This is a genomic window from Shewanella sp. SM29 (assembly GCF_025654245.1).
Taxonomy (GTDB): domain Bacteria; phylum Pseudomonadota; class Gammaproteobacteria; order Enterobacterales; family Shewanellaceae; genus Shewanella; species Shewanella oncorhynchi.
Map to the genome: position 1 here is coordinate 1 of NZ_JAKKRN010000046.1, position 24973 is coordinate 24973.

The 24973-nt window shown below is 44.2% G+C and carries 21 protein-coding genes; 18 read left to right on the forward strand and 3 right to left on the reverse strand.

Annotated elements, in window-relative coordinates; translation table 11 throughout:
• The coding region (locus L5L77_RS21000; protein ID WP_263140309.1) for a transposase domain-containing protein at positions 1-183 on the reverse strand (183 nt) is incomplete at its 3' end.
• A 249-nt stretch (positions 184-432) separates the two neighbouring features.
• Here L5L77_RS21000 and L5L77_RS21005 point away from each other — a divergent pair.
• The 3 genes from L5L77_RS21005 (at position 433) to L5L77_RS21015 (ending at position 5637) form a co-directional block, all read left to right on the forward strand.
• A complete protein-coding gene (locus L5L77_RS21005) occupies positions 433-2526 on the forward strand; it encodes a prolyl oligopeptidase family serine peptidase (protein ID WP_263186789.1) in 2094 nt (697 codons plus the stop codon).
• Between the two features lie 268 nt (positions 2527-2794).
• Entirely contained in the window at positions 2795-4420 is a 1626-nt protein-coding gene (locus tag L5L77_RS21010; protein WP_263191838.1) for a phosphoethanolamine transferase, read from the forward strand.
• Between the two features lie 188 nt (positions 4421-4608).
• Complete coding sequence (locus L5L77_RS21015) at positions 4609-5637, forward strand: GGDEF domain-containing protein (RefSeq protein ID WP_028759897.1); 1029 nt, start codon at positions 4609-4611, stop codon at positions 5635-5637.
• 134 nt (positions 5638-5771) lie between these two features.
• Here the strand turns inward: L5L77_RS21015 and L5L77_RS21020 are convergent, their stop codons facing one another.
• Positions 5772-8477, reverse strand: a complete 2706-nt coding sequence (locus tag L5L77_RS21020) for an acetate--CoA ligase family protein (RefSeq protein WP_105252534.1) — start codon at positions 8475-8477, stop codon at positions 5772-5774.
• A 276-nt stretch (positions 8478-8753) separates the two neighbouring features.
• Between L5L77_RS21020 and L5L77_RS21025 the strand changes: the two genes are divergently transcribed.
• The 10 genes from L5L77_RS21025 to L5L77_RS21070 are packed head-to-tail and all read left to right on the forward strand — an operon-like array spanning position 8754 to position 19509.
• Positions 8754-9896, forward strand: a complete 1143-nt coding sequence (locus L5L77_RS21025; protein WP_263167375.1) for a methyl-accepting chemotaxis protein — start codon at positions 8754-8756, stop codon at positions 9894-9896.
• 14 nt (positions 9897-9910) lie between these two features.
• On the forward strand, positions 9911-10195 hold the full coding sequence (locus L5L77_RS21030; protein WP_028759900.1) for an STAS domain-containing protein: 285 nt from the start codon (positions 9911-9913) through the stop codon (positions 10193-10195).
• An 8-nt stretch (positions 10196-10203) separates the two neighbouring features.
• Positions 10204-11937 (forward strand): SpoIIE family protein phosphatase, encoded by a 1734-nt coding sequence (locus L5L77_RS21035; protein ID WP_263223389.1) that lies wholly within the window; start codon positions 10204-10206, stop codon positions 11935-11937.
• A gap of 3 nt (positions 11938-11940) precedes the next feature.
• Complete coding sequence (locus L5L77_RS21040) at positions 11941-12306, forward strand: response regulator (RefSeq protein ID WP_028759902.1); 366 nt, start codon at positions 11941-11943, stop codon at positions 12304-12306.
• Positions 12307-12323: 17 nt separating this feature from the next.
• Positions 12324-14477, forward strand: a complete 2154-nt coding sequence (locus tag L5L77_RS21045) for a chemotaxis protein CheA (protein WP_263223390.1) — start codon at positions 12324-12326, stop codon at positions 14475-14477.
• 10 nt (positions 14478-14487) lie between these two features.
• Positions 14488-15000, forward strand: coding sequence for a chemotaxis protein CheW (locus L5L77_RS21050; RefSeq protein WP_049821692.1), 513 nt, complete (start codon positions 14488-14490; stop codon positions 14998-15000).
• A 5-nt stretch (positions 15001-15005) separates the two neighbouring features.
• Complete coding sequence (locus L5L77_RS21055) at positions 15006-17003, forward strand: methyl-accepting chemotaxis protein (protein ID WP_131524732.1); 1998 nt, start codon at positions 15006-15008, stop codon at positions 17001-17003.
• Positions 17004-17849, forward strand: a complete 846-nt coding sequence (locus L5L77_RS21060) for a CheR family methyltransferase (protein WP_028759906.1) — start codon at positions 17004-17006, stop codon at positions 17847-17849.
• Positions 17836-18456, forward strand: a complete 621-nt coding sequence (gene cheD, locus L5L77_RS21065) for a chemoreceptor glutamine deamidase CheD (protein ID WP_105252529.1) — start codon at positions 17836-17838, stop codon at positions 18454-18456. The genes L5L77_RS21060 and cheD overlap by 14 nt, the downstream gene beginning before the upstream one ends.
• A gap of 3 nt (positions 18457-18459) precedes the next feature.
• Positions 18460-19509, forward strand: a complete 1050-nt coding sequence (locus tag L5L77_RS21070; protein WP_263223391.1) for a chemotaxis response regulator protein-glutamate methylesterase — start codon at positions 18460-18462, stop codon at positions 19507-19509.
• Between the two features lie 108 nt (positions 19510-19617).
• Here L5L77_RS21070 and L5L77_RS21075 read toward each other — a convergent pair whose 3' ends face one another.
• On the reverse strand, positions 19618-21252 hold the full coding sequence (locus L5L77_RS21075) for a diguanylate cyclase (RefSeq protein WP_263223392.1): 1635 nt from the start codon (positions 21250-21252) through the stop codon (positions 19618-19620).
• Positions 21253-21643: 391 nt separating this feature from the next.
• On the opposite strand from L5L77_RS21075, the gene L5L77_RS21080 reads away from it, so the two are divergent.
• The 5 genes from L5L77_RS21080 to L5L77_RS21100 form a co-directional block, all read left to right on the forward strand.
• Positions 21644-22324: a class I SAM-dependent methyltransferase gene (locus L5L77_RS21080; RefSeq protein WP_263223393.1), complete on the forward strand. Its 681-nt coding sequence runs from the start codon at positions 21644-21646 to the stop codon at positions 22322-22324.
• Positions 22314-23375 (forward strand): HNH endonuclease, encoded by a 1062-nt coding sequence (locus tag L5L77_RS21085; protein ID WP_263186838.1) that lies wholly within the window; start codon positions 22314-22316, stop codon positions 23373-23375. Before L5L77_RS21080 ends, L5L77_RS21085 begins: the two co-directional genes overlap by 11 nt.
• Before the next feature lie 314 nt (positions 23376-23689).
• A complete protein-coding gene (locus tag L5L77_RS21090) occupies positions 23690-24118 on the forward strand; it encodes a hypothetical protein (protein WP_263223394.1) in 429 nt (142 codons plus the stop codon).
• Between the two features lie 21 nt (positions 24119-24139).
• Entirely contained in the window at positions 24140-24721 is a 582-nt protein-coding gene (locus L5L77_RS21095; RefSeq protein WP_173496903.1) for a hypothetical protein, read from the forward strand.
• Positions 24722-24808: 87 nt separating this feature from the next.
• On the forward strand, positions 24809-24973 hold a 165-nt coding region (locus L5L77_RS21100), incomplete at its 3' end, for a transposase (RefSeq protein WP_263186707.1).

The following is a 24973-nucleotide window of genomic DNA, read 5'->3' on the forward strand; positions in this document are numbered from 1 at the left end:
GGCCCAAATCATCGCGTCCATCGGCAATTTACGCCGTCTTAACGTCGCAACGCCCTGAGAGTCTAGGCAAGATTGAATTAACTCAGGTTCTAACACATCTGCTAAGCAGGTGAATTCGGTTAGGCGGGTAATATGAGTACGGGCGAGTGCTTCTGAGAGTTGCATAAAAAAATCCGATGACATGAGGTCATCGGATTTTGATCTTTTCAGCGAGATCGTCAAGCGATCTGTCTTAACTGATCGGCATTATCCCTCGTGGACGTTTTTTTATAGCATGACATTTTTAAAAACGCGATTCATTCTAGATTAATCATCAGCTATTACAGTATCTTACCTTTTGTTACATTCTTGTTGGATTAATAGTTCAACTGGATATTAATTAAGGTAATGTAAGGGCAGATCTCAAGATGGACTTTGTTTAAAAGGAATAGAATGAATAATAAATTACTGCCTTTGTGCATTGCAGGAGTGCTCGGTATGAGCGGTCAACTTCACGCAGAAGAAGATAAATACATTTGGTTAGAAGATGTTGAAGGCGCAAAGCCGATGGAATGGGTGAAAACCCAAAATGCTGCATCTGCCGCCGAAATTAAAGCGTTTAAAGGTTTTGATACCTTAGTGGCGAACAGTCTCGCCATCCTGAACGATAAAGAACGCATTCCCTACGCGACCCACATTGGCGACAAGTTATACAACTTTTGGAAGGATGACACCCATGTGCGCGGTATTTACCGCCGTACTACCATGGAAGAATATGCTAAACCCGATCCCAAATGGGAAACCGTGCTTGATATCGATGCCCTAGGTAAAGCTGAATCCGTCAATTGGGTATTTAAGGATATTAGCTGTCAGTATCCCGAAAATGAGCGCTGTTTTGTCTCACTTTCCCGCGGCGGTGCCGATGCGGTGGAAGTGCGAGAATTTAATTTAAATACTAAATCCTTTGTTGCCACCAAAGATAAGCCATTCTTTTTGAAAGAAGCCAAATCAAGTCTGAGCTGGATAGATAAAGACCACGCCTTTGTCGGTACTGATTTTGGTGATGGTCAAAGCATGACTGACTCAGGTTATCCACGGGAGGTGAAACTCTGGCAACGTGGTACAGCACTCGAGCAAGCGAAACCGATTTTCACTGGTGACAAAACCTCTGTCGCTGTATCAGGCTGGGTTTTATTCGATGATAAAACGCCGCTGAGTTTAGTCACCGAGGCACATACTTTTTATACCGCCAGCCAATATGTCTATCAAGATGGCAAACTCATAGGGTTGCCATTACCTCAAGATGCTGAGATTAAAGGTTATTTTAAAGGTAAGTTATTTATTGAGTTAAAGAGCGATTTAACCAATAAAGACGGTAACTTTAAGCAAGGCGCGGTCGTGTATGCCGATGTGGCGGATCTTATCGCCCAAAAAGCCAAATTTAGTTTATTTGTGAGCCCGACTCAGACCGCATCGATAGCGCAGCTTAGTTTTAGTAAGAGTGCGATTTTCGTTAATTGGCTCGATAACGTGAAAAGCAAATTAGTACGGTATGAGCAAGACGAAAAGGGCGCTTGGCAAAGCTCCCAAGTCCCATTCGAAGCGAATGGGACCTTGACGGTAATGGACGTTGAGCAAGACAGTGATGATTTTTTCGTGAATTACACCAGTTTTCTTGAGCCTTCAAGCCTCTATACGGTTAATGTAAAAACCCTAAATCCGAAGAAAATTAAAGGTATGCCGCAACAGTTTGCTGCGGATAAGTTTAAAACTGAGCAATACTTTGCGACGTCTAAAGATGGCACTAAAGTACCGTACTTTGTGGTGATGGCTAAGGATCTTAAGTTAGATGGCACTAATCCTACGCTACTTTATGGCTATGGTGGGTTTGAAGTCTCACTGCGTCCATCCTATTCGGCCACCATTGGTAAGAACTGGTTAGAGCAGGGCGGCGTCTATGTGTTATCTAACATTCGTGGCGGTGGCGAATATGGCCCAGCTTGGCATCAAGCGGCGTTAAAGCAAAATCGACATAAAGCCTATGAGGATTTCGAGGCAATAGCGGAAGATTTGATTGCCCGTAAAATTACATCAAGTAAACATTTAGGCATCCAAGGAGGCAGTAACGGTGGCCTGTTAATGGGGGCGGCATTTACCCGCAGACCGGATCTGTACAACGCTGTAGTGTGCCAAGTACCTCTGATTGACATGTTTAGATTCAATAAGTTACTCGCCGGTGCCAGCTGGATGGGCGAATACGGTAATCCGGATATTCCTGAGGAATGGGCTTACATTAAAACTTATTCTCCGTACCATAATCTGCATAAAGACGTGCATTATCCAAAGGTCTTTTTCACCACATCGACCCGTGATGATAGGGTTCACCCAGGTCACGCCCGTAAGATGGTTGCTAAGATGAAAGACATGGGAATTGATGTCTTGTACTACGAAAATATTGAAGGTGGCCACGCCGGCGCTGCAGATAATAATCAAGCCGCGGAACTTAATTCAATGGCGTTTGCCTACTTATTACAGCAATTAAGATAATTACCGCTGGGTTAGCATGAATTGTTAACTCTTCACTGGTAAAACCGAGCAAGACCCTAATAGGTTGGGGAGCAGAAAACGGTCGAACTTATTGAGGTTCGGCCGTTTTTTTAAGTTTATTATTTAATGTTAACAATACCCACAGATAATTTGAGCCATTGCCGAGAGCTTGCTACTATTGCGAAAAAATTTCACTGTCAAAGGCTAAGACTACCTTAAGAATACTAAGTTATTCTCGACAAACAACTAATTTGAGTGAGAGCTATCAGTGTTAGCAAGATTTAAGACTCTATCGGTGAATCGATTCACTTTTATCACAGCGTTATTTTACGTCTGTATTTTCAATATCCCATTGTTTGGCATCATTAAGAAAGGCATTGAAAAACAACCTGATGTAGATCCTATCTTCATCGCTACTGTGCCGTTGTTTTTAACCTTTGCACTCAGTTTTATATTTTCCTTATTTACGGTGAAGTATCTCGTTAAACCGTTTTTCATCTTACTCACCTTGTTATCATCGAGTGTGTTCTTCGCTGCCTATCAATACAATGTCGTCTTCGATTACGGCATGATAGAAAACACTTTTCAAACCAATCATGCCGAAGCGTTCATGTATGTGAATTTCGCTTCGATAATGAATATGTTACTGACTGGGATTTTACCCGCGTACCTTATCTATAAAGCGGATATTCAGTACAAACCTTTCCTAAAAGAATTACTGCATAAAGTGCTTTTTATGCTAGCGATGTTGGCAGGACTGGGCATTATTGCTTTCTTCTATTTTCAAGATTACGCGGCCTTTGGCCGTAACAACGACGAGCTAAAACGTTATATTGTGCCGACGTATTTTATCGGTGCCGTGTCTAAGTACATCAATGTGCAGTACTTGCAAACGCCAATGGAATATCAGCAACTTGGCCTCGATGCAAAAAATGTCAGTGCCAACTCAAATGGTAAACCGAATTTATTAGTCCTAGTTGTGGGGGAAACCGCGCGTTCAATGAGTTATCAGTATTATGGCTACGACAAGCCAACCAACGCCCATACCCAAGACCAAGGATTAATTGTCTTTAAAGATACCCATTCATGTGGCACGGCAACGGCGGTATCTTTGCCTTGCATGTTTTCTCGCATGGGACGGGAAGATTACGATTCACGCCGTGCCTATGCTCAAGACACCGCCGTTGATGTGTTGGATCATGGCGGTATTAAAGTTCAATGGTTTGACAATGATTCTGGCTGTAAAGGGGTGTGTGACCAAGTTGAAAACATAACCATTGATTTGAACAGTGATCCTAAGTTGTGCACTGGCCAATATTGTTTCGACCAAGTATTACTGAACAAATTAGATGAAGCCTTAGCCAACGCAGAACGCAAAGATACTGTGATTGTATTGCATGTTATTGGTAGTCATGGCCCGACTTATTTCTTACGTTATCCAGCAGAACACCGTAAGTTCACACCGGATTGTCAGCGCAGTGATATACAAAACTGCAGTGAAGATGAGCTGATGAATACCTATGACAATAGTATTTTGTACACTGACTATATTATTAGCGAAGTGGTTAAAAAGTTAGAAAACCAACAAGATAAATTTGATCCAGCCATGTTGTATCTGAGCGATCATGGCGAGTCTTTAGGCGAAAAAGGCATGTATTTACATGGCGCGCCTTACAGTATCGCACCGATTGAGCAGACGAGCATTCCTATGCTTGCTTGGGTGTCAAAAGATTTTAGCAAAGATAATCAATTGGATATGGATTGTTTGGCTGAGCATGCGGCGAAAGGTGGTTTTTCCCATGACAATTTATTCGATAGTCTATTGGGACTAATGAATATCAAAACTGAGGTATATCAGCCTGAATTAGATATCTTTGCTCGCTGCCGCGGTTAATTGTGGACTTAATTGTCGCGAGGTTTAGCTCGTTCTAGTTGGTTCGACACCATGATGAGGAAGAGGATGGCAACATCCTCTTTTCTTTTGCTCCCTGTCATAATAATTGATTTCTCTCATATCCAAATCGAATCAGTTGAGTTAACTTAATATATACAAAAACATAACAAATCTATGGTTCGCGATTTATGTCTTCTACTGCAGAAAATAAAGAACTTGATTCTGCCGCGCAAATTTTACGTTTGGCCGTGCCGCAAATGTCTGCCCTCGATATTCCTGTTACTCCTGAAAATTACACTGTTTGGTATGAATATTTTGCAGGCACAAATCTCGATTTAAATCGCGCGATTGATGGTTTTTTGGCGAATTCTGTCTCTTTTACCAAGGAAGTTAATACCAGTCTTTATAAAACCTTTATCCAAGAACAGTCACCAGAAGTAATTGAAAATGTTCAGATTGAAACACAAATCTTGATCAATAGCCTGCTGAATAAAATCAGCCAGTTGAGTCAAGGAACCGCGGCATTTTCTGGCTCATTAGCCGAGTTTGGTTTGCGATTACAGACTAATCCCGATATCAATACCTTGAACGAGCTGGTTGATGGTGTGGTCGATGAGATGCAGATGCTACTTATCAACAACCGTGAGATGGAGCAAAGTCTGTGTACCATGGGTCAAGAAGTACAAAATCTTAAATCTGAAATGGAAAATCTTAGCCTCGCGGCTATGACAGACCAATTAACGTCTCTGCATAATCGCCGCGCCTATGAATTGAGTATTCAGGATCAAATCTACCGTTCACAAGATCACCAGACCCGCTGTAGTCTCTTACTGATTGATATCGATAACTTTAAAGCCTTTAACGACACCTATGGCCATTTGACCGGCGATAAAGTATTGGCCTATGTCGCATTAGCCTTAAAGCAATGTGTGCGTGGGGATGACTTTGTTGCGCGTTATGGCGGCGAAGAATTTGTGGTGGTGCTACCTAACACCCATTTTCACGACGCATTGCAAGTGGCTGAAAATCTGCGTGAACGTATTTCTGAGCGACGCTTAACGGTAGGGAAAGACAAAAAGCTTTCCCTTGGCGCGATTACTGTCTCGATTGGGATGGCCTCATTGCAACAGGGGGATGATGCTGAAACGCTGTTTAGTCGCGCCGATAAAGCACTGTACCAAGCTAAGTCCGAAGGCCGTAACTGTGTTAGAGGCTGAGAATGTGGGTGCGAGTGTCGATGTTTCAAGACGTTAAGTATTAGAGCTCGGTCGCTATTTCGTTAAATAATCATTTACTTAGGATAACAAAACGCCGCAATGATTTGCGGCGTTTTTGTTCGTCTGGGTAGGTGCTATTGATCACTGGGCGGTTTTAAATCCATGTGCATTTTGATCAAATGCTCCTCCATATCGAAGGTCACTTTAAAACCGAGACTCTTGGCAAGACTGGCCATATTGCGATTCTCAAACATGGTAAAGCCGGTGAGCACGGGCGTGTCGTTGGCCTGATAATATTTGATTAATTTTTCGAGTAACAACTTGCCTAACCCTATACCTTGATGATCGCCACGCACTGCCATGGCAAACTCGGCCTCGGTATTATCAGGGTCAATAGATGCACGCACGGCACCTAAGGTGATGTCATCACCATCTGGCCCCTTAGCCGTGGCGATAAAGGCCATCTCACGGGCGTAATCGATTTGAGTTAATACCGCCATTTCTTCATGGGTCATTTTCGAGCGCACCCCAAAATAACGTTTGTATCTGTCTTCATCGGATAACGAATTATCGAAGGCCAAATGTTTAGGTTCATCTTCGGGCAAAATCGGCCTTAGCATTACCTTAAGGCCATTTTTTAGCTCGGCGAATTCTTCTAATTCCTTCGGATAGGGCATGATGGCCATCCGCGATGAACTGTCGGCATTGGCATCATGCAAACGGATATTCACATCGAGCAGAGTGATGTTTTCACCCGCGGCCAGTACTGGGTTTAAATCTAACGAGGCGATTTCAGGGCAATCGATAATAATATGGGATATTTGCGTTAACATAACGCACAGGGCATTCATGTCTAGACCCAATGGTAAATGTCTGTCCTTTAACTTATGGGTCTTTAACGCTTGGATCACCATATAACGCGCCAGTGCCATATTCAGGGGTGGCAGGGCAACGGCAGCATCATTGGTGGGGTCCCATTCTGAGCCACCTTCGCCAAGGCAAATCGCCGGACCAAAGACGGGATCGCTTATTACGGCCACGCGGATTTCCTGCGCGCCAGCGGTCAACGCCATTTTCTGCACTATCATGCCTTCAATAATGGCTTCGGGATTGGCTTGATGCACCCTCTGGGTAATCGCATTCGCGGCGTGGCGGATATCTTCAGCCGAGGTTAAATTGAGCATCACTCCGTGCACATCGGACTTATGCAAGATGTTAGGGGATTGCACTTTTAACGCTAAGGGATAGCCCGCTTCATTCGCAATGGCCACCGCTTCATCGGCATCTTTCACAAACCAAGTGTCTATAGTGTTAAGCCCATAAGCACGCAAAATAGGGCTGGCCTCATGGGTTTCCAGTACCGATTTTCCTTTAGCTTGAGCCGCTTGCAGTAATTTGCGCGCCGTAAGGCTATCTGTCGGAATATTATCGGGGATCGATTGCGGCACTTCTTGCAGCAGTTTTTGGTTACGACGGTATTCAACCATGTGCATAAAGGCACCCACAGCACCTTCGGGTGTACGGTAGGTGGATATACCGCCCTTAGTGAAGCGTTTTCGTGCCTGATAAGCCGAGTCTTCACCGCTCCAGTTCGTCAAAATATTGAGGCGATTCTTTTTGGGATGCGCGTGGATCACACTCACCAAAGCATCAGCTATCTCAACACTTTCACCGAGTGCAGAAGGGGAGTGCAAGACCAAAATAGCGTCAAGTTCATTGGAATCCATCAGGATAGTCAAAGCCTTAGCATATCGTGATGCGTTCGCATCACCAATAATATCAATGGGATTTTGCCTTGACCAAGTATTCGGTAACACAGCTTCTAATTTGGCTATGGTGTCTTCTGATAACTCCGCCAGTTTACCGCCACGCATAATGAGTTCATCCACCGCTAATACGGCAGGACCGCCACCATTACTGATAATCCCTAAGCGCTCACCTTGCAGCGGATTGGAATGCGCTAAACTTTCAACCGCGGCAAACAGTTCAATTAAATCGTTAACCCGCAACATACCTGCACGGCGAAACGCCGCTTCATACACGGCATCATTACCGCCAACACCGCCTGTATGCAATTTTGCGGCGCGGGCACCTTCGGCGCTGCGGCCCGATTTAATCACTAGAATTGGCTTATTGCGTGAAGCGGCTCGAGCAGCCGAGAGGAAATGGCGCTTCTCATTCACCGAGTCGATATAAAGCATGATGGCGCTGGTGCGGCTATCGCGGCCCAGGTAATCGAGCAGTTCGTCAAAGTTAATGTCGGTGGCATCACCGAGGGAGATAAAGGAGGAAAAGCCAATACCTTTGTTATTGGCCCAATCGAGTACCGTTGTACAAATAGCAGCCGATTGAGACACAAAGGCTATTTTGCCCGGTAGGGCGCTGGCGTGGGCTAAGCTGGCGTTTAATCCCAATGGGGGTAATAGCATTCCTAAGCTATTTGGCCCCAGAATGCGCATCCCGTAACGCTTAGCATTTTGCATGGCAAGGTCGAGCAGGCTCACGCCATCTTCGTTAAATTCCTGTGCCATTCCCGCTGCCATAATAATGGCCACCTTACAGCCAAATTGCGCAAGGGTTTCAACGATGGCGGGCACACGGCAAGCGCGGGTACAAATAACCGCTAAATCGGGTTTGATGGGTAAGGCTTCAATATTGGGATAGGCGAGCACGCCCATCACTGCCCGATACTTAGGGGTGACTGGCATGATAGGCCCCGAAAAACCACTCGATAGTAGGTTTTTCATCAGCACATTACCCGCGCGTTTCTCGGTATTCGAAGCGCCAATAATGGCAACGGAAGTCGGTTTAAATAAGGAGTTTAATGTACGTTGACTCATAAGCGATTCCATCCCAATCCATGACGCTTCCAGTGTAACCTAGGGTATGAGGACTGCACAGTTAAGTTTCAGGTTCCATTAGGGCAAGTTTATTAGCAAATCATGAATTTACGCCAATTTACTGAGAATTAGCGCTCAATGATGGGGATTTCTATCGCGATAACTGCATTTTCCGCATTGCGACACGTAACAATGTGAATAATTTCACTTTCGTGTTTGAAAATCACCCAATATGAAACTACTTTTTAATCACTGTACAATTATTGTGAAGTCCATATGACATACAAGGATGGGGTCGTTGCGGTGCTCGCGGCAGGCGTTGGATATGCGCTGAGTTTGATAACATTGTGGGCTATTGGTCCGGTTATTTCTGTATTGATTATGTTGCTGTGGCAATTTTATCAGCACCAGCAAATGCAGTCAGTTCAACAGCATGATGATAAGTCCTTCAATAACCAACTTGCCGCAGATTGGCAAGCCCATATCAGTCTGTACCAAGAGTCAATCACGACGCTTAACGGCTGCGAGGCTAATATTGACAGTGTGCTAGCGGTGCAAGGTGACGCAGTCAATTTGCTCGGTGAGTCATTCGATGGTTTAGGGCGGTTAATGACGGAGCAGACAGGATTTATTTCAGATCTCGTTAAGAGCACTGATGATGCTGAGTTATTCCATTCAGATCAAATGAAGCAATTTGCCAACAATACCTCAATGACGTTAGAGCGCTTTATTCAATCCACCATAGAAATGTCGGCATCAACTATGGAATTGTTGGAAAAAGTGAATCTCATCTACGAGTCTATGCCTCAAGCAATGAAAGCCTTGCAAGACATAGATCAAATCTCGTCCCAGACTAATTTGCTGGCTTTAAATGCGGCAATTGAAGCGGCGCGGGCGGGTGATGCGGGTAGAGGCTTTGCCGTTGTGGCAGATGAAGTGCGCGCTTTATCCACTCGTAGCGCAGGTTTTAGTGAAAGCATACAAAAACAGCTTAAATCAATTCAAATTCAGATTGAACAATTAACCGTACACGTAAGTAAAGTCGCCGCTCAAGATATGACTTATATTATTGATGCCAAAAAGGATATAGATACTGCACTAAGGCAGATTATCGTTAAAGCAGAGAAGGATTCTCAAGTGATTGAACGTATCGATTCATCGGCACATGAACTAGAACAAGCCATCTCGGATACTATTCGGGGATTGCAGTTCAGTGATATTACTTCCCAAAGCCTGATTTACACAAATCAGTCCCTAAACCATTTAAAAGAATCGCTCAATCGCGTCACCACTATGTCACAACAGGAGTTTGGCATTAAGGGGGATGACATCACAATACAAATGAGTCGCCGACGTCAGGAGACTCATAATCCCGTTTCAAGGGATCAAATTACCTGTGGTGAAATTGAACTCTTTTAATTAGGGATAACAAAATGTCAAATATTAAAGTTATTTCATTGCCAGAGCGCTTTGACTTTTATTACCACAAGAAATTCACCAGTGATTATCAAGATATTTTAACGCTTCCAGAGGTTAACCATATTATTTTAGATTTTAGTCGAGTGCTTTACCTCGATAGTTCTGCTTTAGGCATGATGGTACTGCTGCATCGTAAGGCGCAGGAGTTACATATTTCTACGTCTGTAAAAGGTGCACATGGTCAGGCGAATGAAATCCTTAGTATTGCCAATATGCAGAAAATCTACATCATAGAGTAACACTCATTATGGTATCGCTTACTCAGCCGGAACATTTTATTTTAGTTATCGATGATGACGCTATTGCGAGTCAAAGGATCAGTGACTTTATTCATAGCAAAGGTTACAACGTTATTGTTTGTAGTAATCTAGAAGAAGGTTTATTTGAAATAACGCAAAATACGGTTGATTTAATTCTGATTAACTATTGGTTAAAGGATGGTACCGCACTGGCGTTACTGGATAAGTTGAATAAGGATAAAAAAGAAACACCTGTTATCGTCATGAGCGAGACAAAAGAAAATCAATCCGTGTTAGCCTGTTTTAGAATGGGGGTTTTGGATTTTGTTGTTAAACCGATAAATGTTGAAATATTTTGGTACAAGGTTGAATGTTTACTTACCCGGGTGCAACTTCAGCATAAAGTAGAGCATCAAAGAATTGAACTTGAGAAAATGCTTTATGAAAAGGCCCGAGAAGAACACATGGCCCGGCATTTATTTGAGCACTTAGTCAATATTGATAATACTGACTTTGATTTTGTACATACTTACTGCCAAGCCAGTGCCAATTTTAGCGGTGATATTATCCTCAATGGCATAGCGCCTAATGGCAATTTCTTCTTAATTCTCGCCGATTCAACGGGTCATGGCCTGAGTGCAGCCATGCCTATCATGCGTGTTGCCAGTACATTTAGGGCCATGGTTTCAAAGGGATATTCTTTAGTTACTTTTATTTATGAACTGAATGCTAAGCTCCACCGAGAAAACCCTGAAGACAGATTTGTTGCCTGTATTATTTTAGAAGCCGATTTTAATCGTAATAAATTACACATTTGGAATGGTGGTATGCCCCCCGTGTATATTCAAACGGGGGGAATTGACTGTTTAACAAACCACAATATTAAAGAAACTGACCATTCTCGTTCAGTCAGTAATCAATCCATTGATAAATTTAAATCGACAAATATGGCCCTTGGTATTTTACCTCCGCATACTTTTATAGCGGATATTGTTACGGTTGATTTACCATCCCATGGGCATGCTTGTCTTTTTAGTGATGGTTTAATAGAGCAATATACCCATGACGGCAATCCATTTGGCATTGATAAATTAAAAGATCTATTTATTCATTTGTCCGGTGGTCTAGTCAAATATTTAGAGAATAATATGCATGAGTACTGTTCTGCTGAAAATATTGCCGATGACATCACAATTTGTACCTTAGATTTTGAACGATTAAACACTTGGCATCAAGATCGTGATGTTAGTCGTATTAAAGCCATTATGGATGGTGAGTTCTGCTGGGATGTCAGTATTGCAGGGCCTATGTTACTCAGCGCTGATTATTTAAGTTCATTGAATCAGTTTCTCAGCATATTGGGATTTGCGACTAATTTCTGTCAACGGGTTTTTACTGTTGTCGCAGAGTTATTTAGCAACGCTATTGATCATGGTGTACTAAAATTAGATTCTCGACTAAAAAATGATCCAGAAGGCTTCGAACTGTACCATAGTATTAGGGACAGTTTTGCAGATAGGCTCACGGAAAATGATTGGGTAAAAGTGAGCATCATCTGGCGTTCATCGCAGGATGAATTACATATTAGCGTGGCTGACAGTGGCAAAGGCTTTGAGGGTGATGAAAATTTGATGGCGGACATTCCTCAGTTGTCTGGGCGCGGTCTATCGCTGGTGAAAACATTATCTAAGACATACGAATTAGTACCGCCAGGGAATATAACTAAAGTCATAATGGAATAGCGCATGAGTAAAAGAATATTAATTGTTGATGATTCCGCAGCGATTCGACAAATGGTCGAAGCGACCCTTAAATCAGCTAATTATCAAGTGGTACTGGCCAAAGATGGTCGAGAAGCACTCGATATCTGTAATGGGCAAAGATTTGATTTTATCCTGACTGACCAAAACATGCCTCGAATGGATGGGCTGACCTTAATTAAATCCTTACGTGCTATGTCGGCATTTATGCGTACGCCGATCATTATGCTCACCACGGAAGCGGGCGATGACATGAAAGCCCAAGGGAAAGCCGCGGGTGCGACGGGATGGATGGTAAAACCCTTTGATCCTCAAAAGTTGTTGGCTATTACGGCTAAAGTGCTGGGTTAACTGCAACGGGGTGCGCTATGTCCATCAATATGGCCGAGTTCCATCAGGTCTTTTTTGAAGAAAGTCATGAACATCTTGAAAATATGGAACAATTGCTATTGGCATTGGACCTTGCTTCTCCCGATCCTGAAGAACTGAACACCATTTTCCGTGCTGCACATTCTATAAAAGGCGGCAGTGGTATTTTTGGTTTTACCGCATTAACCAGTGTCACCCATGTGATGGAAAACCTGCTGGATAAAACGCGTAAGGGTAACTTCCAATTAACGTCATCCATTATCGATTTACTGCTGAGTACTGTGGACACGTTATCCCATATCTTGAGCTTGTACCGCGAAGAAGAGCAGATTGATTGGCAGGAGGTTGAATACAGTAAAAGTCAGTTGGTTGCAGCGTTAAATGGTGAGCCTTTTAGTTCATCAGTTGCGATACGTAATGGTACAGACGCCGCTAGCACTCCAATCATAAATACAACACTGACCGCACCAGTGGAGGCAGAAGATCTGGGTTTTGGTTTTTTTGAAGGTGAAATGGCACGTGATATTGCCATCGAAGGTGAAGACTTTGGATTTTTTGATGAGGCTTATCAAGCGGAAGACATCAGCGCTGACAGTGCGATAAATAATAAAGAGCGTAATGCTGATCTGTGTGATGTGACAATTGACGATGATGAGTTAGGCTTTGGTTTTTTTGAAGCATTAACGCCAGAATCCTTCGCCAATGAAATCGAGTTATTAAGTTCGAAACCGCTAGTGCAGAAGGTTTATAAGCCAGCGACCACTCGAGCACATCAAGCCAAGGAAACTGGAAGTAGCCAATCCAAAAACACCCTATTTAAAGCCAAAGCGACTGAGCCTACCGCACCTGATTCAACCGTGCCTACGAGTCCTTCTGTGAAAGCAAGCTCGCCTGCAATACTGAGTTCAAACGCAACATCAAACTCATCCGTTGCCCCAAAGCCCAATACCGCAGAAGTGAAAACAGCGACTAAAAAATCAGCCGCGTCGGCTCAGGATGCCACCTTAAGGGTCGAAACCTCTAAGATAGATACTTTGGTTAATCTCGCGGGCGAGCTGGTGATCACTCAGTCCATGTTGACTCTCATTGGTAACGAGATGACGGGCGATTTAGGTGAGCGACTCAAGACCGCACTCAATGAATTGGAACGTAATACCCGTGAGATGCAAGAGGCAGTGATGTCGGTGCGTATGCTGCCCGTATCCTTTGTGTTTAACCGTTTCAACCGTTTAGTGAGGGACCTTTCTGAGCAACTGGGTAAAAACGTCAATCTCGTGATTGAAGGTGGCAACACAGAAATTGACAAGGGCATGATTGAAAAGCTCGTCGATCCGCTGACCCACTTAGTGCGCAATAGTTTAGATCACGGTATCGAAAAACCTGAAAAACGGCTCGCAGCGGGTAAATCAGAAGTGGGTGTGTTATCCCTTAAAGCCAGTCAAAGGGGCGGCAATATCGTTATCGCTGTGCACGATAACGGCGCAGGCTTAAATCGTGAACGCATTATTCAAAAGGCGCGGGAAAATGGTTTGCAAGTGGCTGATAACAGTAGCGACAAGCAAGTCTGGCAATTGATTTTTGCCGCAGGATTTTCAACTGCGGAGGAAGTCACAGATGTGTCAGGACGCGGTGTCGGTATGGATGTGGTGCGCCGTAATATTGAAGCCTTAGGTGGACGCATTGATATTGAATCCACTGAGGGCCAAGGCTCAACCTTTGAAATCCAGTTGCCACTCACGCTCGCCATTGTCGATGGTATGACGGTTTCTGTGGGAAATCAGATCTACATTCTGCCCTTAGTGCACATCATAGAATCTATTCAGCCGCAAACGGAACAACTTAAATTTCTCGCCAAAGAAAGACTCTTAAAAGTACGTGAAGAGTACTTACCTCTGCTCAATCTTTATCAGCTGATGGAAATTGAGCCCAATGCCCGCTGCCCAGAAGAGGGCATAGTCGTATTGCTCGAAAGCAACCACAAGCGCTTTGGCCTGTGCGTTGATGCCTTAGTTGGCCAGCAGCAAGTGGTGATTAAAAGTCTTGAAAAACATTATCGCAGGATCCCCGGTGTTTCCGGCGCCACCATCATGGGCGATGGCAGCGTCGCGTTGATCCTCGATGTCGAATCGCTCGCTCTGCACATTAAAAATTAAGGAAATAGCCATGGAGAGTCGATCAACTATGACCGCCAAAGTGGAATACAACGCCCATGATGAGGTGGAGTTTTTAAGCTTTATGTTAGGCGAAGAGCACTATGCCCTCGACATTATGTCCGTCAAAGAAATTCGCGGTTATGAGTCGGTCACTAAAATCGCCAACGCCCCCAGCTTTATAAAAGGCGTGATTAATTTGCGCGGTGACATAGTGCCCATAGTGGATTTGCGGATGAAATTTGCTGTTGGAACAGCCACTTATAACGAGTTCACTATCGTTATTATGCTCAATGTGTTTGAACGTATTGTCGGCATAGTGGTCGATGCCGTCTCCGATGTGATTAAGCTGTCGGCGGAGGAAATTTTACCTGCCCCAGAATTTGGGGTGGCGTTCGATAGCCGCTACCTCAAAGGCTTAGCCACAGTCGAGGATAAGATGATCATTTTAGTAAATATTCAGGCTCTGATCAGCAGTGATGAGCTGGGTCTAATTGATGCAAATAGTCTGACTGATCAGGAGTAATAATAATGAGTATCTTCAAATTTTTTGGCAATGATGAGGCGCGTGAGCAAAGGGATGAAGAGCGTCAGCGCTATTTTCAGCTACTTGATAACAGTGGCAACAGCTTTATGATCGCTGACAGTCAGCGCAATATTATTTATGCGAATAAAGCCGTTGTCCGTTTGCTGCAAGAGGCAGAGGACGATATTCGTAAAGAGTTACCTCAGTTCTCTGTTGCCAAACTGATTGGTAGTAATATCGACATTTTTCATAAAAATCCTGCACATCAGCGCAATTTATTAGAACGTCTAACCCAATCTCATACTGCGCAAATCACCATAGGCAAACGTACCTTTAGGTTGATTCTGACGCCGATTATCACCGCTGAAAATAAACATTTAGGCACAGGTGTTGAGTGGATAGATCGCACCGAAAGTATCGAAGCCGAGCGAGCAACCCAGCGCATCCTCGAAGCGCTCAATAATACCAGTACCAACGTCATGATCGCCGATGCTAACCGTACGATCATTTATATGAATCGTTCGGTCGAAACTATGTTGCGCCATTCTGAAAGTGAGATACGACAAGCCTTACCTCATTTTTCCGTAGATAAAATCCTCGGCAGCTCGATGGATATCTTCCACCGCAATCCTGCTCACCAAGCAAGTTTACTCGATAAATTAGACCGTAAATATGAATCGCTTATTAAGGTCGCGAGTTGCCATTTTCGCTTAACCGCTAGCCCCATAGTGTCTAAAGAAGGCGAGCGTTTAGGGACTGTGGTTGAATGGCTCGACCGCACCATTGAAGTGCAAACTGAGCAAGAGATTTCCCGCATTGTCACAGCCGCAGCTGCGGGTGATTTCTCCCAAAGGGCGGACACCGAAGGCAAACAGGGCTTCTTCCTGATGCTGGCGAACAACTTAAATTCGTTAATTGAAACCTCGGACCGTGGGCTACAAGATGTGGCGCGCGTGCTAATGGCGCTCGCGGATGGCGATCTCACCACCCGCATTTATAACGACTATGAAGGCACCTTTAATGATTTGAAAAATTACTCAAATCAAACGGCTGAAAAGCTATCCTTCATGATCCAAGATATCCAGCGAGCGGCAGATACCATCAATACCGCCTCGGCAGAAATAGCCCAAGGCAACGCCGATTTATCCAGCCGCACCGAAGAGCAAGCTTCGAGCCTAGAGCAAACCTCGGCCAGCATGGAGGAGCTCACAGGTACAGTGAAACTCAATGCGGATAACGCCAGTCAAGCCAATGCCTTAGCCTCCAAAGCTTCGGAAGTCGCGGTGGACGGTGGTGAGCTTATCCAACAAGTGGTACAGACCATGGCATCGATTAATGAATCGGCGCGTAAGATTGCCGACATCATTGGTGTTATCGATGGTATTGCATTCCAAACCAATATCTTAGCGCTTAATGCCGCGGTAGAAGCCGCGCGGGCGGGTGAGCAAGGCCGCGGCTTTGCTGTGGTCGCATCAGAAGTGCGCAGCTTAGCCCAACGTTCGGCCAATGCCGCTAAAGACATCAAGGCATTGATTTCAGATTCTGTGTCTAAAATCGAGAGTGGCAACAGCCTTGTCGGTAAGTCCGGCGATACCATGAAGGAAATCGTCATCGCCATTAAACGGGTGAACGACATCATGGCGGAGATAGCTTCAGCCTCTAATGAGCAGGCCATAGGTATCGATGAGATCAGTAAAGCCGTAGTGCAAATGGATGAAATGACGCAGCAAAACGCCGCCTTGGTTGAAGAAGCGGCCGCTGCAGCGGAAAGCATGCAATCCCAAGCACAACAACTGTCGGATAGTGTTGCCAGCTTTCGCGTAGACGATGAAGATGAAGCCCCAAGACGCAGCAACGCGAGATTAGCGGCGCCCAAAGCGAAGGCGATGAAACCCATCAAACAGCAGCTTCAACCTATGGCAAGAGCCAGAGTGACAGAGAAACCTAAAACCAATGCGATGAAGCCCATTAAGCAAGATCAAGATGAATGGGAAGAATTTTAATTGAGTGAAAACAAACCATTGGAACGAGAGTTTGCCTATACCTCGGTGCACTTTAATACCGCGAGGACGACGCTGTACCGCTTAGCGGGGATCAAACTCGCCGATAGCAAGGATGCTATGGTGTATAGCCGTTTAGTGCGGCGGATCAGAACATTGAAATTAGCCGGTTTTTCGGCTTATTTTGAGTATCTGCTAAGCCATGAAAACGAACACCAAGAATTTATCAATGCGTTAACCACTAATCAAACAGCATTTTTTCGGGAGCCGCATCACTTTGAGGTGTTAAAACAGTATTTAATCGATAACCCTGATACGCGCAGGATCTGGTGTGCGGCCAGTAGCACAGGGGAAGAACCTTACTCGATTGCGATTGTCGTCGCTGAACATTTCAACAGTTTTAAAACGCCTATCGAGATCATTGCTTCCGATATCGACAGCGGCGTGCTTAAAAAGGCTGAAATGGGCATTTATCCCTTAGACAGGATCGATACTGTTAGCGATATCCGCAAGAAACGGTTTTTTCACCGCGGACGCGGTTCACAGTTGGGCAATGTGCGCGTGGTTCCCGAATTAAAGCAGATGCTCAAGTTTACCCGCATTAATTTGCTCGACTCTTTTTGGCCGCTAAAAACGCCAATCGATGTGATTTTTTGCCGTAATGTAATGATTTATTTCGATAAAGAAACGCAGGAAGTCATATTAAAACACATGATGAACTCCCTTAGCGAGGATGGGCTTTATATTGCGGGACATTCGGAAAATTTTAATATGTTCCCGCAAATCATCACTGCCGTTGGTCAAACAACCTATCGGCCAGTGAAGGGGCTCATGAGTGCTAAAACCTAATATCGAATATGCCATTGCGGAGCCGAATCGCTATCACGATCATCATTTTGGTTGCGATGCGGTAAAAATATTACCCGGTGAGTATTTTGCAACCCGTGAAGATACCATGATAGTGACAGTATTAGGCTCCTGCGTCTCAGTGTGCTTGTATGATCCTAAGCTCAAAATTGGCGGAATGAATCACTTTTTATTGCCAAGTGACAATAGCAATTGTACTGGGGTGCTCGCCGATTCTGCCCGTTACGGCGTGTATGCCATGGAGTTGTTAATCAACGACTTACTCAAGCTTGGCGCACAGCGCAATTCACTCGAAGCTAAGGTGTTTGGGGGCGGCAATATGTTACGCAGCTTTACTGTGCACAACATAGGTGAGCGTAATGCTGAGTTTGTGATTGAATATCTCAATCTTGAAAATATCCCTATCGTTGCAGCCGATTTACTCGATGTATATCCGCGCAAAGTGTATTTTTTCCCCCATTCGGGAAAAGTGAAAGTCCGCAAAATTAAATCCATGCATAACAGTACAATTCTTGACAGGGAAAGTGAGTACCGTTTACGGGTTCGTAATTTACCTTCGGGCGGCGACGTTGAACTATTTGGTGATTAAGTTATGACGATCAAAGTGTTAGTTGTTGACGATTCTGCGCTGATGCGCAGCTTGCTCGGTAAAATGATTGAGGCTGACTCTGAACTGTCTCTGGTTGGGCTCGCTGCTGATGCCTTTGAGGCCAAGGATCTGGTGAATCAATTTCGCCCCGATGTGATTACCTTAGACATCGAAATGCCCAAAGTAGACGGTTTAACATTTTTGGACCGCTTGATGAAAGCCAGACCCACTGCGGTAGTGATGATTTCATCGTTAACCGAGCAGGGCGCTGATGCGACCTTTAACGCTTTGGCCTTAGGCGCGGTGGATTTTATCCCTAAACCGAAATTAGACTCGCCCCAAGGTATTCATGATTATCAGGATTTGATTTTAGATAAGATCAAATCTGCCGCGAAAGCCAAAATCATCAAGCCACAGAAATTTGTTGAGCCAGTACGCCCTGTTTCAAGTAAGCGGCCAATATTGGCCAATACAACCCTGACACAGCATTTAGTCGCGATAGGCGCATCTACTGGCGGTACTGAAGCCATTCTTTATGTATTACAACATTTACCTGCGGCTATGCCGCCGATAGTGATCACCCAACATATGCCAGCGGGGTTTACCCGCACTTTTGCGGAACGTTTAAATCGACAGTCACGGATTACTGTCAAAGAAGCCGAGCATGGGGAACGACTCTTACCCAGTTATGCCTATGTTGCCCCTGGCGATCATCACCTTGAGATCATCAAAGTGGGTGGTAGTTATAAAGTTAAATTAACCCAAGATGAAAAGGTCAGTGGCCACAGACCTTCGGTCGATGTGATGTTTACGGCCTTGGCCCAATGTGCCGCGCCCAATATCAGCGCGATGATTTTAACTGGCATGGGCAAAGATGGCGCCGAAGGCATGGTGGCGCTACACCAAAAAGGAGTCACTACATTTGCCCAAGATGAACAAAGTTGTGTGGTATTTGGCATGCCACGAGAAGCAATAAAGTGCCGTGCGGTAGATTATGTGGTGGAGTTATCGCAGATGCCGAGCAAGCTCATTAACCATTTAAGCTCACTGTGACCGCCCACGCTGAGTGGGATTCAAAAGTGATGAATAGAGCGTGAGTCTCGCAGGAAGAGCATTACGCCGAACTGATTTGTGCGCTGCAGTGGCTCATTCTATCTAGTGCTAGTCAGTCGGAGAAACCACGAGCTGATTTCTGCCTAAACGTTTAGCTTCGTAAAGGTTTTTATCTGCTAGTAACAGACAATCTTGAAATTCCTCACATTGATCCGAAAAGGCTAAACCGCCGCTGAGCGTCACCTTAAATTCGACGCCATCTTCAACAAATACGATATGGCTAAAGCTTTCACGGATCGCATTCAACTTGGCAATCGCCAGTGGTTTTTGCATATCTGGCAGCACTAACATAAATTCTTCACCACCGTAGCGGCCGGTAAAGTCAGTTTGACGTAAGGATTGTTGTAACAGGTGGGCAAATGCCAACAACACCTTATCACCACCGGAATGACCATAAGTATCGTTGACCTTTTTGAAGTGATCTAAATCGAACATAGCGATACAAACTTGAGAGTTAATCCGTTTCGCTACGTTAAAACAGCGTCTCGCAGCCACCAGAATTTGGGTATGATTTAACAGCCCAGTTAAGCTGTCGCGACTAGCCGAACTGCGAATATCATGACCCCGTTGCGCACGGGAAATCACCTTCGCGACGAATAAACTCGGCGCGGTTTGCTTTGAAATTAAGTCATCTGATCCCGCTTGTATGATGCTGACTTTATTCTGCATCGTATCATCAGAGCTCAACACGAGAATTGGGCTCGAGGTGTATTTGTCCAATTGACGGATCATCTTTGCCAGCTCAAGCCCGTTCACTTCGGGCATGTACAAATCGAAGATAAACAAATCAGGCTCAAATTGCTCAAGGGCAGGCAAGACTTGCTCGGCACTCGATAACCCTTTTACCATCAAACCGTGACTGCGTAACAGACTTGAAAAGTAATCCACCATAGATTGTTGATCATCCACCAGTAACACCTTCAAGGGCTGTTTCTCTGACATTTTGAGGGATTGATGGATTTTGCGCACTAATAAAGTGCTCTCAGCGGGTTTGACAAAATATTCGCTGACATTGGCACGAATGGCCAATAGCCGCATGTCAAAATCTCCCCGCGAGGATAAAACAAACACTCGGGTATTGTTCTTCTCAAACTCAGTGGCGGCTTCGAACAAGTCCTCTTCAGTCCAATCGGGTAGAATTAAATCTAATAAAATCAGATCAAAGGGCGTTTTATTTTGCACTACCAGAAAGCTCGTGAAATTCAAAAAATGCTGCACACTAAAACCGAACTCTCGCAGCTGCTTTGTGATCATCGCGCCTACATTACCATCGTCTTCTATGATGGCAATATGGTGCTCATGGCGCGCCTTTGATGGTTTATAGGGGCTTTGCTGCATTTGCGCCTCCACTACTGGCGCCGACGGTTGGCCGCGCATATTGTTTTGTAACAACTGGTGGAAGAGAGTATCTAAGCCTTTGATAGTAGGCAGTTCGGGGGCTGGCGCATTGAGCAGCCCCTTAAGCAGCAACTCCAGTTTATCGACTATGTGTTTGGTATCTGACAACCCAAAGGTCTCGCTTGACCCTTTTAAGTTATGCACCTCTCGGTACACGGCAGACAGCATGTGTGCGTCCCAATTTTTACGCAATGAAATCCACAAGGTAATGATTTGTTTCTTTTTATCCGGCAGTGCATGTAAAAACTGTCGTTTAAGTTGCTCTAACGAATCTTCAAAACTCATAGGCAATAGATATCCTAAATAATTGAGCCCTAGGTCTTAATCTCTATGTAGACGCTACGCCAAGACGTTAAAACCCGTTTACTCCCACACTGAAATAGAAATTGCTCTGGAGAAGCATGTAACAGATTCAATCAATTGCACTTATCTTTACACTCACTCATAGAGTGTAAACCACTGCGACAAAAACGACGGGGAAATGCTGAGATTGCATAGGCATTAATAAGAATATTGGATCGAATAGCCGAAATCAGCACAGTGATCGCGAACAACATAATGCTAAATATTTTATGCAAAACAGCATGATAATGATGACATATATTTTTTATCAAATACGATTGTGATAAGTTAGCGTCTGTAAAAACAATCACTTGTTGCAAAAGGATCGTTGTCAGTGAGCACAGTGTTTTATAATGACTACGCCGAAATACTCGCGGCACAGTATTTATCTAAAACCTTTGAAGAAGTGCATTCGAGTTGGTTGCATCATCTTTTGCCTCTACTTACTAAAAATACATTGTCGATATTGGATGTGGGAGCAGGTTCTGGGCGGGATGTGCATTATTTAGCCGAAAAAACACAGGGCAAAGAAACACAAATTATTGCAGTCGAACCTGCGGTTGTTTTAGCGAAAATGGGGCAGGTGTTAACTCGGGAGCTACCCGTGCGTTGGATTGAGGATGGTTTACCTCAGTTGCAAAAAGTGGTTGGCCTAGCGCAACAGTTTGATCTGATTTTACTCAGCGCTGTGTGGATGCATTTATCTTCCTCAGAGCGCCCACTTGCACTAGTAACACTCTCACGCTTACTCAATTCGACTGGACTTTTAGTCATCAGTTTGCGCCATGGCCCAAGCCCCGATGCGCGCGTTATGCACCCAGTCAGTGCCGATGAACTGCTCACACTTGCTGCAGATTGTCAGCTACGACTTTTAGATTTGAGCCAAGATGAAACCGATAAACTCGGTCGCTCACAAGTGCATTGGCAGACGTTAGTTTTTACACCCAAACTGATGCCAAACGTAAATGCACCTGAAGCAAGCGTTATTATTCAGGAGCGACTGAATGCCGATTGATGCGAGAAGACAAGTTGAATTTATTAGCTATTTACAACGTCTGTTAGTTGAAGGGGATTTCGTTGCAACTTACAAATTTGCCTTACTGCATGCGATCGCCGATATCTGTATCGAACGGCCATTAATACTCAATGCCGATCCTGCGCTGAAAACCGCCATCAGTATTGATGATTTGGTAGAGAAGTTTATTGAACTTTACTGGCAACACTCTTTGCCTTTTGGTGCCAATGATGGGTATTTTGTCTTGATCCAAAATAGTGGAAAGCAATCAGCCTTGATCAACAGTTTGATTGAACTACGCCATCAAGGTGTTAACAGTCTATCCCAGTTAAAAGCGCATCTTAGTTATCCAGCTTTATTGCGTAAAACGCGCGGTACGTTAAAAGATGGCCCCTTATGGCGCTTACAAAACTTGTCACGTAATGAAGAATGTTTTCTTTATCCCCATGATAAAAAGAAAAATTACATCGAGTTGAATCCGGGGATCGCATTTTGCTTCAGGCGATTTCACGATTTAGTGGTGTCATTGGCTCGTACTCAATGGGTACAAAAAATCGCCGAGTTTCCCGCAAATCAGGTCATTATAGGCAGTAAAGGCAATTTAAGTGAGTTTCTGTTTGGTAGCGACAGACAGACGATCACCTATGCTAGACCTGTACTGCTTGATATCCAAAAAGGCCAATGCTTCTATTGCCAAAAATCATTAAAAGAAACAGGCGAAGTGGATCATTTTATCCCTTGGGCAAGATATCCTAATGATTTAGGCCATAATTTTGTCCTCGCTCATAGCAGTTGTAATAATCAAAAACGCGATCATCTTGCCGCTCAGCACCATAAAGATAACTGGTATGAGCAAAATATTATCCAGCATGGCCAAACGTTACACTCTGAACTCAGTCGATATTTCGTCTGTGAGAGTGATCGCTCTGAAGCCATTACGACTTGGGCTTATCAGCTTGCAGGACAAAATCGCTCGCCTCTCTGGCTCGATAAAAAGACCTTTGTGCCTTTTAATGCATTAGACAATGACCTGTCAAATACAGCAATTTAGAGCATGCTCACAGTTTTATGGCACTTATTTTTAGCACTCGCCAAGGTAAGCAACTGTGCTGCAATTGAATGAGCAACGCTGCCAAGCTAAAGTAATCGATGAACTATTTACACGTTATCTTGGTGGCATTACATTTTATCTTCATTGATTTTGTTACCTGTTGATAGTAAAGGTTTACCTTCTGCCAAGGTAATTGATTTCAAAGAGAATAAGGAGTATTTGGTAGACATATATGGCGCACTCGTTCAGTGACAACAAGCAGATGAATGCACCATGGAATTTATTGATAATACATGTCTAGTTTTGGAGGTTCGATGATGAAATCGATTTTCTTACTGCCCATATCTGTGCTTGTGCTGATAGGTTGTACAACGCCTAAATCGCCGAGCGAAGTCTATGACGAGTACAATGCTAAGGTACAGCAGGGGATGAGTTATCAAGAGGACAAGGCTTACTATACCCAACGTAAGCAAGCGGATGTTGAGTCTAAGTTCCCACAGTATATGCAGCAGATGAAGCTGTCCCGCGATGAAGTGATCGCATCTTATCTTTCATTTTCAAAAGCGACTGCCAAGTGCAAAGCACTCACCTTAGTGTCGCAGGTGATCGAAGGGGATACGGCCGTTCTTGAATATGCACAAAAAGATCTCTGTGGTAATGCATCGGAGGCGAATGAAAAACAAAGAATTAGCATGATAAATGAAGGTGGTTGGAAAATTGATGAGCTCCAAATTAGTCTCTAAATCATTTGGAATGTCATATCAATGACAGGATTTTATGAGTTTTTTAGCCTGCCAAACGGAGTTGAGGTTACTTGCCCCCATTGTACTGGCTGCGCCACTTTTACCTTTGCCCATGTTTTTCGTTTAGAGAAAAAAGATGTGCATTTATTTGAGGGTAGGCAGTTTGAGATCAAGCAGTTTAATCAAAGGTTTGCCCATAAATGGCCAGGTGTGCTGTTTTTCCCTCCGCTATTGGATGCTTCTTGGCGGGAAAAATTGCCAGAAAAATACCAAGGTACTTCGACTTGGGAACATAGGGCAAACAGTGCTTTTACAGATGGTACAGATCTTGGTCTTATTTGTTGTTATCAGTGTATGGCAAAACAGAAACATCGACTTGAATGGCCCAATGACGCATTTTATTCCCTTGAGTTTAAAGGTCATTCACTTTGGGCATTTAATAAACAGATGATGCTTCAGATCCGTGATTATATTCAGGCCAAAGATCGCGATGCGGTATTCGAGTCTGAGCCGATAGTCATTCGACATTTGCCGACAATTTTTAAACTGGCTAAAAATCGCGAGATATTGGTTAAAAAAATTAATAAGCTAATGAGTAACTAGGGCCTGTTGATCTTTCGAGAGTGATTTTTAGACAGCATGGCAAGACGTTATAATTTGCTTCGCCAAAAGTAACCATAACCTCAAGCCATGCCAAGACTTATGCTAACCGATGAACGCTGGGAAAAGCTATTTCATTTAATGAAAAGCACAGGCCGTGTTTATGACAAACCTGAACATAGACAAACATTCGAAGGTATTCTTTACCGCCTTAGAACAGGTATCCCTTGGCGAGATTTACCTAAAGAGTTCGGT

Bases quoted from the DNA above. Each gene is read 5' to 3' on its own strand.
- L5L77_RS21005 (WP_263186789.1), top strand. From the start codon at position 433: ATGAATAATAAATTACTGCCTTTGTGCATTGCAGGAGTGCTCGGTATG.
- L5L77_RS21015 (WP_028759897.1), top strand. From the start codon at position 4,609: ATGTCTTCTACTGCAGAAAATAAAGAACTTGATTCTGCCGCGCAAATT.
- L5L77_RS21020 (WP_105252534.1), bottom strand. From the start codon at position 8,477: ATGAGTCAACGTACATTAAACTCCTTATTTAAACCGACTTCCGTTGCC.
- L5L77_RS21025 (WP_263167375.1), top strand. From the start codon at position 8,754: ATGACATACAAGGATGGGGTCGTTGCGGTGCTCGCGGCAGGCGTTGGA.
- L5L77_RS21030 (WP_028759900.1), top strand. From the start codon at position 9,911: ATGTCAAATATTAAAGTTATTTCATTGCCAGAGCGCTTTGACTTTTAT.
- L5L77_RS21035 (WP_263223389.1), top strand. From the start codon at position 10,204: ATGGTATCGCTTACTCAGCCGGAACATTTTATTTTAGTTATCGATGAT.
- L5L77_RS21040 (WP_028759902.1), top strand. From the start codon at position 11,941: ATGAGTAAAAGAATATTAATTGTTGATGATTCCGCAGCGATTCGACAA.
- L5L77_RS21045 (WP_263223390.1), top strand. From the start codon at position 12,324: ATGTCCATCAATATGGCCGAGTTCCATCAGGTCTTTTTTGAAGAAAGT.
- L5L77_RS21050 (WP_049821692.1), top strand. From the start codon at position 14,488: ATGGAGAGTCGATCAACTATGACCGCCAAAGTGGAATACAACGCCCAT.
- L5L77_RS21055 (WP_131524732.1), top strand. From the start codon at position 15,006: ATGAGTATCTTCAAATTTTTTGGCAATGATGAGGCGCGTGAGCAAAGG.
- L5L77_RS21070 (WP_263223391.1), top strand. From the start codon at position 18,460: ATGACGATCAAAGTGTTAGTTGTTGACGATTCTGCGCTGATGCGCAGC.
- L5L77_RS21075 (WP_263223392.1), bottom strand. From the start codon at position 21,252: ATGAGTTTTGAAGATTCGTTAGAGCAACTTAAACGACAGTTTTTACAT.
- L5L77_RS21085 (WP_263186838.1), top strand. From the start codon at position 22,314: ATGCCGATTGATGCGAGAAGACAAGTTGAATTTATTAGCTATTTACAA.
- L5L77_RS21090 (WP_263223394.1), top strand. From the start codon at position 23,690: ATGATGAAATCGATTTTCTTACTGCCCATATCTGTGCTTGTGCTGATA.
- L5L77_RS21095 (WP_173496903.1), top strand. From the start codon at position 24,140: ATGACAGGATTTTATGAGTTTTTTAGCCTGCCAAACGGAGTTGAGGTT.